Here is a 12,316-nt window from a genome sequence, read left to right on the forward strand (position 1 = left end):
CTACCAATGCTTGTATGCCCCCACCTCGGTGGGGGTTTTTTATGAGCGCTCGTTTAAACGGCGCGGCGGCGATAGGTACGATACTCAGGTGACCAGCTTGCTTTCTCGATGTCTTCGCGCAGTTTGGTGCCACTGGTCGTTAGCGCAACGCCGTTATGCTGAGCAGTGGCGGCTACTTCAAAGGCAATCGACTGGCTGATTTCACGAATACGCGAAAGCGGCGGTAACAGCGCACCTTTACCCTCTTTAACGATGGGTGCTTCACGCGCCAGCGCACGAGACGCGCTCATCAACATCTCATCGGTCACCCGATTTGCATTCGAAGCAATGACGCCCAACCCGATGCCCGGGAAGATATACGCGTTGTTGCACTGGGCAATGGGGTATGTGCGCCCGTTATATACCACAGGAGCAAACGGACTACCGGTGGCGACCAGTGCTTGGCCGTCGGTCCAGCGGATCACATCGTCAGGAACAGCTTCTGCCTGAGACGTTGGATTAGAGAGCGGCATAATCACCGGATGCTCACAGCCTGCATGCATGGTTTTAACCACCTGCTCGGTGAATATCCCACGCTGACCGCAAACACCGACCAGAATAGTCGGCTTCATCTGGGCAATGGTTTCTTCCAACCCTTGGCCATTCCAATCCGCGACCAGCGCAGGATCGTGGGCCAAACGGCGCTGAAAATCGCGCTGCCACTCTTGATCCGTCGTCATCAAGCCTTCGCGGTCGACAACAAAAATACGCGCACGCGCTTCATGTTCGGAGAGTCCTTCGGCCTCCATGGCCACCACGACCTGCTCAGCGATACCACAGCCGGCTGAACCACCGCCAACGAACACCACGCGTTGCTGGGCAATGCTCTCTTCACGCGCCTGACAGGCTGCCATGAGCGTTCCCACGACAACGGATGCCGTACCCTGAACATCATCGTTAAAGCAGCACAACTCGTTGCGATAGCGCTCAAGCAGCGGTACGGCGTTGGCTTGGGCAAAATCTTCAAACTGCAGCAAAACATTCGGCCAGCGGCGCTTCAGCGCTGAGATGAACGCTGCCATAAAGGCGTTGTACTCTTCCTGACCCACGCGTTTATGGCGCCAGCCCATGTACATGGGGTCATCCAGCAGCGCCTGATTATTAGTGCCTACATCAATCACGATGGGTAGCGTATGGGCCGGACTAATACCGCCACAGGCGGTATAAAGCGCCAGCTTACCAATGGGAATCCCCATACCACCGATCCCCTGGTCACCCAGCCCTAAAATACGTTCGCCGTCAGTGACTACGATAACTTTAACGTTATCCTTAGTGGCGCTGCGCAGAATATCGTCCAGATGATCGCGGTCCTGGTAGCCGATAAACAAGCCCCGGTGATTGCGATAAATATTGGAAAATTCCTGACATGCCTGGCCAACGGTTGGCGTATAGATGATCGGCAGCATCTCTTCAAGATGCTCAGATACTAGGCGGAAGTAGAGCGTTTCATTGTCGTCTTGAATGGCGCGCAAATAAATATGGCGCTCAAGATCACTATTGCACTGCTGGTACTGCCGATAAGCGCGCTCTAGCTGATCATCAATGGTTTCGACATTTTGCGGCAGCAAACCAATCAAGTTAAACGCCAAACGCTCCTCTTGAGTAAACGCGCTGCCTTTGTTCAATAGCGGCATTTCAAGTAAGGAAGGACCGGCGTAAGGAATATATAAGGGGCGCTTACTCGTCGTCATAGGGGCTCTCTTCTTTTCCATTACCGCTGCATCGCAGCAATTTCAAGCGTTTACGGTTTATCGACATAATGTACCATGTCACTACGACAAAGGTGGCACAGTCATACTTCTCTAGCCAAAAAAATGCCCCGACATTTGCCGGGGCAGCTGAAAATCAATACGTTATAATTAGCAGGTTTTTGCCGCTGGCTGGCGCCCCGCCTCACCGGTAAAGAACAGCGGACGCAGCTTCACACCGACAATATTGCCCGCAAAGGCAGCCACCAGCCACACCCAACCGTGCAAGCTACCCGACGCGATACCACTGAAGTAAGCACCGATGTTGCAACCAAACGCCAGGCGCGCGCCATAACCCAGCATTAGGCCACCAATTACCGCAGCCACCACCGAGCGCAGAGGGATTCTAAAATTAGGCGCAAACCGACCGGCCAAATGTGCAGCCATTAAAGCGCCCAACATAATACCGACGTTCATGACCGTCGTCATATCACTCCACACGCTAGCTTCAAGCGCTGCCGCATTACCTGGCGCCTGCCAATATCCCCAACCCGTTACGCTACCGCCGAACAATTCATATACCTTGGCCCCCCAAAGCGCGAAGGCCGACGTAATGCCCCATGGGCGACCAGCTAGCGCAAGCGTTGCGAAATTCAGCAGCGCCAAGGCCACGGCACCCGCCAATAACGGCCAAGGCCCGCTTAACCAGCGCAGAGTAGCGGGCTTCTCAACCATGGGTACCTGTTCTAGTTGACCATGACGACGCTTTTCCATCACGAGCGTAAACACCGCAATCGCCACAAACAGTACCAGGCTGATGGCGATACCGCCCGTCGTACCTGCAATATCAATCAACGATATCGGCTCAAACGCTGGCAAACGCTGCCACCACGCAAAATGCGCCGAGCCAATTACCGAACCGATGATAAAGAAGGCAAGCGTAATCAACATACGGGCATTACCGCCACCCGCCGTAAACAGCGTGCCTGAAGCGCACCCGCCGCCCAACTGCATACCAATCCCGAAAAGAAACGCGCCCACCAGCACGGAAATACCGATAGGGGAGACAAAACCACTCACCGGCGTACCAAACAATGTACCGGCACCCAGCGCTGGAAAAAACAGCACCACGGCAATGGCCAGCATCACCATTTGCGCACGCAGCCCGCGGCCGCGGCGCTCAGTAATAAACACGCGCCAGGCAGAGGTAAACCCAAAGGCAGCGTGATACAACACCATGCCCAGCAGACCGCCTACAATCATTAGCAAACCGGTATTAGCGCCAAATATGACGCCAATCGTTAGCGCTCCTAATACAATCGCCGCAGTCGCCAGTAGTGGTACCCGATAACTGGCCGGAGTCGCGGCAGCCGTCGTCGACATAAATTCACCTATAGGTAACGCCAAAAGCGCCCGTGGATAGACAGGCGCTCTGGTCGATGTGGATAATCGTTATAAGCTTACCGCCCAGCCAACAGGGGGTAAATCATTTATGGCTAATCGTTACAGGGCTAACGAAGAATTACGGCTCTTTTTATCGTCGTCTTCATGCGCCACATAGAGACGATTCACCATTACGAATAAAACAACCGCCAAGGGTGCGGCCAAAATAACGCCAGGTAAGCCAAACAACGTGCTGCTTGCAAGGAGCGCAAACAACAATAGCGCCGGTGGCAGGCTGACGGCACGCTGCTGCACCAAAGGCTGCAAAATATTACCTTCAATCTGCTGAATAATAACGTAAGCCATCAGTACGAAGAGCGCCGTCTCAGGGCTGACCGTATACGCCAACAGCAGGGCAGGAATAGCGGCGGCAATGGGGCCGACCAACGGTACAAAGTCCAGAAGACCGGCAACTAGTCCCAGCCCTAATGGCGCTGGCACGCCCAGCAGCCACATGCTGATACCCACCAGTACGCCCGTTACCGTCATAGCGACTACCTGACCGCCTAGCCAATAGCGCAATGCCTTACCACTCGCATCCAACGCCTCGCCCAAGCGCGGACGGCTTTTAACCGGTGCCAGTAATAAAAGACCACGGCGGTATAAGTCCGGCTGAGCCGCAAAATAGACCATCCCAACAATCAACACGAACAAATTGATAATACTGCCGCCCATTGAAACCACGATCATGCCGACCTGAGACACACCGCCTTGCATGATGCTTGCATTTTCCACGGCATTATCGATCAAGGGCGCCAACTGCGAATCTTCAAGACGTTCTCGTAGTTGTTCCCACGCCTCAGGCAGCATGGTCGTAAGCGACTCCATTTCAGCTGCAATCTGTGCCCCGAACCCCCAGCTCATGAATCCCAATCCACCGCACAACACTACCAACACAATAAGCAACGATAGCCAACGCGGCACGCCGCGGTTTAGTAGTGGCGCCATGCAGCTTTGCAAAACACAGGCGCCCTTAAAGACCCTTCCCCATATCAGCACGAGCTTGAGATGGTAACGCTCGAAGAACTCGTGCCATCGAACCATCTGCTGCGTCAGATCGAGGCTGCGCTCGATTTCAGCTTTATCCGCGATCGAGTGCGTCATCTCTACTGTGCCGATAACGGCCGGCCCGCGCTTGACCCCGTACTGCTCTTCAAGGCGTTGTTTATCGGTTACCTGTTCGGTATTCGAAGCGAGCGCCAGTTGATACGTGAGATTCAGGTCAACGTCGCCTACCGCTGGTTTCTCGGCTTGCGCTTGACCGACAAGGTACCCGACGCCTCGACGATCAGTCAGAACCGGCGCCGCCGTTTCTCCGACAGCACGATTCACCAGGAGATTTTCGATACGGTGGTCGAGCAGGCCATGGTACAGGGTCTGGTGGGCGGCGACGTACTCTATACCGACAGCACGCATCTCAAGGCCAATGCCAACAAGCACCGCTTCGAGCGGCAAGAGGTCGAGACAACGGCACGGGACTATCTGGACGCTCTGGATGTGGCGGTCGAGGAGGACCGCGCCCGACACGGAAAAAAGCCCTGACGCCGCGTGTCGAGACACCGGCCACCGTAGAAAAGAAGGTCAGCCTGACCGACCCCGATAGCGGCTACATGGTGCGTGATGGCAAGCCGACGGGCTTCTTCTATCTGGATCACCGCACGGTCGACGGCAAACACGCCATTATTACCGATACCCATGTCACCCCGGCCAGTGTGCACGATAGCGTGCCTTACCTGGCGCGGCTCGATCATCAGTGCCAGCGCTTCGGCCTTGATCCGGTCGGTGTGGGTCTCGACGCCGGTTACTTTACGGCAGCTATCTGCCATGGGCTGGAGGAGCGTGGCCTCTATGGCGTCATCGGCTATCGCCGCCCCAGTAAACTCAAGGGCTATCTTCCCAAACGCGCCTTCACCTACGACGCGGCCACCGACACCTATCAGTGCCCGGAAGGTCAATCGCTGATCTACGCCACGACGGATCGAAATGGCTACCGCCACTATCGCAGCGATCCTGAGATCTGCCGCGGTTGTCCTCGGCTCGATACCTGTACACGCAACGCCAGGCAGATGAAAACGGTCACGCGGCACGTGTGGCAGGACGACAAGGATCGGGTCGATGCCCGGCGACTGACCGAGCCCGGCAAAAAGCTCTACAAGCGACGCAAGGAGACGGTGGAGCGCAGCTTCGCCGACGCCAAACAGTTGCACGGGCATCGCTATGCACGAATGAGAGGGCTGGCACGTGTCAAAGAGCAATGTCTGCTGGCCGCAGCGTGCCAAAACCTCAAGAAGATCGCGCAGGCGCGTTGGCGCCGGCTTTTTTACGTGTTTTTACGTCACCTAAGGGCTCATATGGCTTATCAGGGGGCGTCATGCCCGAGGATAACCAGAGAACGCTCGATATGGTCGTTAGCAAGGCGGCGGATGCGGGCATACTCTGAAAGCAATGAACCCACCGAAATCGGTGGGTTCGTCAGCAGTCTGAAATCCCTTCCAATTGGAAGGGTTTTTTAGTTACTCAGCCGCTAATAAGCTTAAATAAAACGCCCAAGGCCGACCGCTGAGCGCAGTTTATCCATGGTTATCGCAGCCTCCTCCCGAGCGCGCTGAGCACCTTTTTGCAGCACCGCTTCAATATGGGCAGGGTCATCCATTAGCGCATTGTAGCGCTCGCAGGGTTCGCTCAGTTGCGCATTGATATACTCAAACACCTGGTTTTTAGCATCGCCAGCATTCAACCATGTCTTCCCGAGGTGGAAAACACGAATTTCAAGGACGCTGAGAAGGCCATCTGATCAAGAGGGCAGTGCGCCAACAGTTTTTCATAAAATTCAACATGCATCCGTGAAGCGGCTTGACTTCCAGTGTTGAGATGATGAGCGAACTGATGGCGAAGCACCACGGGGCTCCGCCACCCACTCCATGATGACTGTTTTGTTGCTCACTTAGAAGCTGCATCCATCACTTTAAAAATAAATAAGCAATATTTTTTATAAAACAATATTAATATTAAAGGCTTATTTGTTTCTCTCATACCTATCCATAAAAAGCGTCAAATCATCCTAACTTTTATATTGTTTTTTTCATAAGCTAATCTACATTGATAAGTATCATTAATGACCTCTTAAGCAGTTTAAAAAGAAGTTATTCATGAGCAACAACCATTACAAGAACTATCAAAAGAACTATCAAGATCAGATAATGGGTAACTAATAACGCCTGTACTACAGGCTTTTGGCGAAAAAAGCGACGATGGGTCGCAACGATTAAACGGAGAGTTATAATGTTTAGCAGGCAAGCCAACATATCGAAAGATAGCTCTGGTCGCACGCGCATTACAACAGCAGCACGTGGGTACGCAGTACTTCGCGACCCATCTTTAAATAAGGGAACATCGTTTAGTCAGAGTGAGCGTGACGCACTTGGTCTTAACGGGCTGCTTCCCCCAATTATTACTACTGAACTTGAACCGCAACTCATCCGCGCTTATGCGGCCTATAGCGCGGCACCTACTGATCTCGCAAAACATATATATATGTGGGATCTCCATGATGACAACGTGACAATATTTTATGCTCTCCTTCAACGTCATATGATGGAAATGCTTCCCATCGTCTATGACCCTATCGTTGGTGAGGCAATTGAGAACTTTAGTGAGATCATGCACCGGCCACGTGGGATCTTCCTTTCAATCAATGAGCCAGAAAAAATCGAGGAGAAACTTGCGGCCTTCGGTGCAGGCGCGAATGACATTGATTTGCTTGTGGCATCTGATGCCGAGGAAATCCTTGGTATCGGTGATTGGGGGGCCAACGGCATCGATATTTCTATTGGTAAGTTGGCTGTTTACACTGCAGCTGCTGGCGTAGATCCGCACCGAGTGGTGCCGGTGATACTGGATGTAGGGACTGACAATGAGAAATTGTTGAATGCCCCCCAGTATGTTGGGTACCGCCATGGTCGTATACGAGGCAAGCAGTATGATGATTTTGTGGACGCCTATGCGGCCGCAGCGCATAAGTTGTTCCCTAAAGCAATGTTGCACTGGGAAGACTTCGGTTCCACCAATGCACGCCGCATTCTGGCGCGTCATCGAGATAAGCTGCCAACGTTCAATGATGACATGCAGGGTACGGGCGCAATCGTACTCGCAGGTCTACTAAACGCGGTAGAACGCACAGGAAACCCCTGGAATGAACAACGCGTTGTAGTCGTAGGGTCTGGTACAGCAGGGTGCGGCATTGCAGATCAGATTCGGGACCAAATGGTTCGCCACGGAGTATCTAAAGAAGAGGCGACTCGTAAAATTTGGTTGGTGGACCTTCCTGGCTTGCTTACTGACGACATGACGGACGGCCTACTTGATTTCCAGCGTCCATATGCGCGGCCCCTTGATGAAGTCACTAATTGGAAACGCACACCCTGTGAGCCAATTCCGGCCGACGAAAGTCGCTGGCCTGCAATGGAGGCTCTACGCGCAGCACGCGCTGCCGCTAGCGGAATTATCGACCTTGCGGCGGTAGTCTCCGAAGTGAAGCCAACTATCCTTATTGGAACGTCGACGACCCCAGGCCGATTTACCGAAAGCATCGTCCGTGACATGGCGTCCAATGTTGAGAGGCCCATCATCTTTCCGCTTTCTAATCCCACCTTACTGCATGAAGCAACTCCTGCTCATCTCATAGAGTGGACAGACGGCAAGGTACTTGTCGCCACCGGCGCTCCCTTCGATGACGTGCAGTACAAGGGTGTCAACTATGTCATTGGCCAGGCTAATAATGCAGCTCTCTATCCTGGGTTGGGCTTTGGCGCCATTGTTGGACGCGTGGCCAAGATTACGGATGAAATGATTTTTGCTGCCGCGCAAGCGGTCGCGGGCCAAGGTCCTGAAGATAAGCCCGGCGCTTCGCTTCTACCATCGAATGCAGAGCTGCGCACCACATCCAGTGCAGTCGCTGTGGAAGTAATTCGGGTTGCTCAGAGTCAAGGGCTGGTGCGCGCCAAGGATCTTTCGGACCCTGTGGAAGCCGTACGTGAGGCTCAGTGGTGGCCAGTCTATAACCCTGTGGAAGCTGATTAAAGTAGTGCGAACTGACAGTCTACCTTCACATAGGGGGCAGGCTGTCAGTTCATTGTCGCTGACGATATTTCAATGACGCCATCAGCGTCTCCCCCCATTCCAACGACAGCTACGCTTTTATATCTTTGTATACAGGATAATAAGCTATGACGACGAATAATCAAGCAGATGCCTTACGTGATCTCCCCATTGGCATTGAGGCCGACGGCACACGTTCTGAATTCGATTCTATGGGAAGTGTCGACGTGCCGGCGGATCGTTACTGGGGTGCCCAGACTCAGCGCTCGCTGATTCACTTTAATATTGGTGATGATTTAATGCCAAAAGAGGTATATCACGCCTATGGATACGTGAAAAAGGCATGCGCTATGGTAAATGCGGCGGCTGGTCGATTGTCTGACACTAAGCGCGACGCAATCATTCATGCCGCTGATGAGGCGATCACCGGTAAGCTCGACGCCCACTTCCCGCTGTATGTCTGGCAGACAGGATCTGGTACTCAGTCGAACATGAATGTTAATGAGGTACTTTCGAACCGGGCAATTCAGCTTCTTGGCGGTAGCATCGGTTCTCAGCAACCCGTTGCTCCAAACGACGACGTCAATATGGGCCAGTCGTCAAACGATACATTTCCTACCGCCATGCACATCGCCTCAGTATTCGCGATTGATGAGGTACTGTTGCCCCAAGTAACAAAGCTTGTGGAGACGATTGAGAGCAAAGCCAACCGCTGGATGGACGTAGTAAAAATTGGACGTACGCACCTGGAAGATGCTGTCCCTTTAACGGTTGGCCAGGAATGGCACGGTTGGGCCGGGCAGATTAGAGCAGCAATTGCTGACATTGAGGCCAGCCGCTCGGGGCTCTACGAGCTGGCTGTCGGTGGAACGGCCGTTGGCACTGGCCTGAATGCGCCTAAAGGCTTTGCCGTCGACGTTGCTGCAAAAATCGCCGAACTGACTTTCAAGCCTTTCATTACAGCACCTAACAAGTTCACCGCACAAGGCTCGTTGGATGCAATGGTCCGAGCACATGCAGCACTTCGTGGGCTTGCAGTAGCGTTAATGAAGATTGCCAACGACATGCGCTGGCTGGCTTCTGGACCGCGTTGCGGCTTCGCCGAACTCACCTTGCCGTCCAACGAACCTGGCTCTTCTATCATGCCTGGAAAGGTTAATCCAACCCAGTGCGAAGCAATCGTCATGATTGCTATCCAGGTAATGGGCAACGATACAGCTGTTTCCGTCGCTGGCAGCCAAGGCAACTTCGAACTTAACGCCATGCGGCCTGTGATCATCAATAACTTTTTGCATTCTGCCCGGATTATCGCCGATGGATGCGGTAGATTTTGTGAGTTTTCTGTGGAAGGCACGGAACTGAACGAGAAGAAAATCAAAGAATACGTCGCAGGAAGTGTGATGCTAGTAACGGCTCTATCGCCCGTGATCGGTTATCAAAATGCAGCGCACATAGCCGAAAAGGCAATCGCGGACGGCACAAGCCTGCGTGATGCTGCCTTGGCTTCAGGCAAGGTTAGTGCCGAACTCTTCGACAAGACTATTAAGCCGCTAGATATGGTTGGCAGTGGACTTGCAGGTGCCTAAGAAAAATAGCACACCACTTTATCTTTAAAGTTCAATGATAACGTTTCTAAAGCAGACATATCGAACCTGGAGTTTGATGCTCTGGCCGTACGGTTATATAGCGCGAAGGAGAGTGAGGAGTTCGTTTAATTTCTGAATAGCATCACCCGGCTGTTATCCACTTCAACTGTAACAATAGCTACATTGACCAATACGTTGTAAGTAAATACAGGAGCAAAGCCATGGCTGATAAAGACGCACCTCAGCCCATTCGCGGAACCCAGGGCGCTGACGACCCAGGCCCACGTAATGTTGTTCTGGACAAAATGAATCCAGATATCTTCCTGCCTCCAGAAACCGACAATGGCGGGATCCCGAACCTGAAGTTTCCGTTCGCCATGGCTCATAACCGTCTTGAAGACGGCGGCTGGGCGCGGGAAGTGACGCTGCGCGAGTGCCCGGCTTTGGAAGAGCTCGCTATCGTTAATATGCGTCTTGGCCCTGGTGTTATTCGTGAACTCCATTGGCATAAAGAAGCCGAATGGGCCTACGTAACGGAAGGCCGCGTGCGTTTCTACCTGGTTGACGAAAACCGCCAGACGCTGGTCGAAGACCTCGGGCCAGGTGATCTCTGGTTTGCCCCCGCAGGCGTTCCACATGCCATTCAGGGTCTTGAAGAAGGCACCGAATTCGTTCTGATCTTCAATGACGGTAACTTCTCCGAAAACGAGACACTGCTCGTCACAGAGCTCTTCGCACATATGCCGAAAGAGGTGCTGGCCAAGAACTTCGGTGTTCCGGAAAGTGCCTTCGACAACATCCCGCCTTCTGAAAAGTATATTTTCCGTCAGCCACAACCAGCGCCCATTGAGCAGGTTCGCGAAGAACTCGGCGCTGGTAACATGACAGGCAAATATGTGTTCCGGGGAGGCGATATTCCTGAAAACACATGGCAAGGCGGCGCGACCAAAATCATCGATTCGAAAAGTTTCGACGTCACGACCATGGCGATGTTGATGATTAAGCTTGAGCCCGGCGGTATGCGAGAAATTCACTGGCACCCGGATGCTGATGAAATTCAGTACTACCTGTCTGGCCAGGCGCGCATGACCGTGTTCAACGCCGTCAGCAATGCACGTACTTTTAACTACGGCCCCGGCGACGTCGGCTATGTGCCGAAGAACCTGGCCCACTACATTGAGAACATCGGTGACGAGCCAGTGTATGTTCTCAACGTATTCAACAAGGGCGACTACCGCGATGTTTCACTGAACCAATGGCTGGCACTGACACCCGCCAGCATTGTTCAAGGCCACCTGGACGTCGATGACACACTAATGAAGTCACTGCGCCGCGAGCGTTGCCCGGTAGTGAAGTAATACAGTTGGGCAGTCATTGAAAACCGCTAGCCAGCCTCTTTGAGGCTGGCTTTTTCTCACTATAAAGTGCGTAATCATCCATCAGACAAAACGCCCAAGGCCGACCGCTGAGCGCAGTTTATCCATGGTTATCGCGGCCTCCTCCCGAGCGTGCTGAGCACCTTTTTGCAGCACCGCTTCAATATGGGCAGGGTCATCCATTAGCGCATTGTAGCGCTCCCGGGGTTCGCTCAGGTGCGCATTGATATACTCAAACACCTGGTTTTTAGCATCGCCCCAGCCAATACCGGCGGCGTACTGTTCACGCAGAGCAGACGTTTCGCTCTCATTGGCAAATGCCGCGTATATCTGGAACAGGGTGCAGGTATCCGGGTCTTTCGGTTCGCCGGGCTCAAGCGAGTTGGTCTTGATTTTACGCACCAGCTTTTGAAGCTTTTTCTCGGGCGAAAACAGCGGGATGGTATTGTTATAGCTTTTGGACATTTTGCGCCCGTCCAGTCCTTTCAACACCTCGCCTGTCTCACTTACCACCGCTTCGGGTAGCGTAAAGTACTGCCCTTTATAAAGGTGGTTGAATCGCCCGGCCATATCACGTGCCATTTCGATATGCTGAATCTGGTCGCGCCCTACCGGCACCTTTTGGGCGTTGAACATCAGGATATCGGCAGCCATCAATACCGGGTAGCCAAAAAGCCCCATGGTGATGCCTTTGTCCGCATCCTGGTCGCCTGCTTCTTCGTTCTCAGCCACGGCGGCCTTGTAAGCGTGGGCGCGGTTCATCAGGCCTTTGGCACACACGCAGGAAAGCATCCACGAGAGTTCTTGAACTTCCATCAAATCAGACTGGCGGTAAAAAATGGCGTTGTCGGTATCCAGCCCAAGCGCCAGCCAGGTAGCGGCAATTTCCAGGCGTGACGCTTGCACGCGCGCAGGGTCCTGGCACTTGATCAGGGCGTGGTAATCCGCCAAAAAATAGAACGACTGTACATTGGGGTCCTGGCTTGCTTCTATGGCCGGTTTAATCGCACCAACGTAGTTGCCTAAGTGCGGTGTACCGGTCGTCGTAATACCGGTTAAGACGCGGGTTTTAGCAGTTTGACTCATT

General features: G+C 53.2%; 7 protein-coding genes and 2 pseudogenes. 4 read left to right on the top strand and 5 right to left on the bottom strand.

Annotation, left to right across the window (positions count from 1 at the left end; translation table 11 throughout):
• Positions 1-53: 53 nt before the first annotated feature.
• The 3 genes from ACT3RU_RS17055 to ACT3RU_RS17065 form a co-directional block, all read right to left on the bottom strand.
• Positions 54-1,730: an NAD-dependent malic enzyme gene (locus ACT3RU_RS17055; RefSeq protein WP_172118939.1), complete on the bottom strand. Its 1,677-nt coding sequence runs from the start codon at positions 1,728-1,730 to the stop codon at positions 54-56.
• 168 nt (positions 1,731-1,898) lie between these two features.
• Positions 1,899-3,110: a YeeE/YedE family protein gene (locus ACT3RU_RS17060; RefSeq protein ID WP_483392920.1), complete on the bottom strand. Its 1,212-nt coding sequence runs from the start codon at positions 3,108-3,110 to the stop codon at positions 1,899-1,901.
• Between the two features lie 120 nt (positions 3,111-3,230).
• Positions 3,231-4,118, bottom strand: a complete 888-nt coding sequence (locus ACT3RU_RS17065; RefSeq protein ID WP_483392921.1) for an AI-2E family transporter — start codon at positions 4,116-4,118, stop codon at positions 3,231-3,233.
• A 60-nt stretch (positions 4,119-4,178) separates the two neighbouring features.
• Here ACT3RU_RS17065 and ACT3RU_RS17070 point away from each other — a divergent pair.
• Positions 4,179-5,473: pseudogene (locus ACT3RU_RS17070) on the top strand (IS1182 family transposase); the annotation flags it as partial.
• 230 nt (positions 5,474-5,703) lie between these two features.
• On the opposite strand, the pseudogene ACT3RU_RS17075 reads toward ACT3RU_RS17070, so the two are convergent.
• Positions 5,704-5,898 (bottom strand): annotated as a pseudogene (locus tag ACT3RU_RS17075) (tryptophan--tRNA ligase); the annotation flags it as partial.
• A gap of 554 nt (positions 5,899-6,452) precedes the next feature.
• Between ACT3RU_RS17075 and ACT3RU_RS17080 the strand changes: the two are divergent.
• The 3 genes from ACT3RU_RS17080 to ACT3RU_RS17090 all read left to right on the top strand — a co-directional run bounded on the left by ACT3RU_RS17080 (position 6,453) and on the right by ACT3RU_RS17090 (position 11,211).
• Positions 6,453-8,249, top strand: coding sequence for an NAD-dependent malic enzyme (locus ACT3RU_RS17080; RefSeq protein ID WP_444622213.1), 1,797 nt, complete (start codon positions 6,453-6,455; stop codon positions 8,247-8,249).
• Positions 8,250-8,395: 146 nt separating this feature from the next.
• A complete protein-coding gene (fumC, locus tag ACT3RU_RS17085) occupies positions 8,396-9,853 on the top strand; it encodes a class II fumarate hydratase (protein WP_193054720.1) in 1,458 nt (485 codons plus the stop codon).
• Between the two features lie 221 nt (positions 9,854-10,074).
• Positions 10,075-11,211, top strand: a complete 1,137-nt coding sequence (locus ACT3RU_RS17090; protein ID WP_444631752.1) for a cupin domain-containing protein — start codon at positions 10,075-10,077, stop codon at positions 11,209-11,211.
• An 81-nt stretch (positions 11,212-11,292) separates the two neighbouring features.
• On the opposite strand, the gene ACT3RU_RS17095 is transcribed toward ACT3RU_RS17090, so the two are convergent.
• Complete coding sequence (locus ACT3RU_RS17095; protein WP_483392922.1) at positions 11,293-12,315, bottom strand: tryptophan--tRNA ligase; 1,023 nt, start codon at positions 12,313-12,315, stop codon at positions 11,293-11,295.
• Between the last annotated feature and the right edge of the window lies 1 nt (position 12,316).

This window comes from Halomonas sp. TP35 (genome assembly GCF_052375975.1).
Taxonomy (GTDB): domain Bacteria; phylum Pseudomonadota; class Gammaproteobacteria; order Pseudomonadales; family Halomonadaceae; genus Vreelandella; species Vreelandella citrativorans.

Excerpts from the sequence above, each read along its gene's own strand:
- ACT3RU_RS17055 (WP_172118939.1), bottom strand. The coding sequence starts at position 1,730 with ATGACGACGAGTAAGCGCCCCTTATATATTCCTTACGCCGGTCCTTCC.
- fumC (WP_193054720.1), top strand. The coding sequence starts at position 8,396 with ATGACGACGAATAATCAAGCAGATGCCTTACGTGATCTCCCCATTGGC.
- ACT3RU_RS17080 (WP_444622213.1), top strand. The coding sequence starts at position 6,453 with ATGTTTAGCAGGCAAGCCAACATATCGAAAGATAGCTCTGGTCGCACG.
- ACT3RU_RS17090 (WP_444631752.1), top strand. The coding sequence starts at position 10,075 with ATGGCTGATAAAGACGCACCTCAGCCCATTCGCGGAACCCAGGGCGCT.
- ACT3RU_RS17060 (WP_483392920.1), bottom strand. The coding sequence starts at position 3,110 with ATGTCGACGACGGCTGCCGCGACTCCGGCCAGTTATCGGGTACCACTA.
- ACT3RU_RS17095 (WP_483392922.1), bottom strand. The coding sequence starts at position 12,315 with ATGAGTCAAACTGCTAAAACCCGCGTCTTAACCGGTATTACGACGACC.
- ACT3RU_RS17065 (WP_483392921.1), bottom strand. The coding sequence starts at position 4,118 with ATGGCGCCACTACTAAACCGCGGCGTGCCGCGTTGGCTATCGTTGCTT.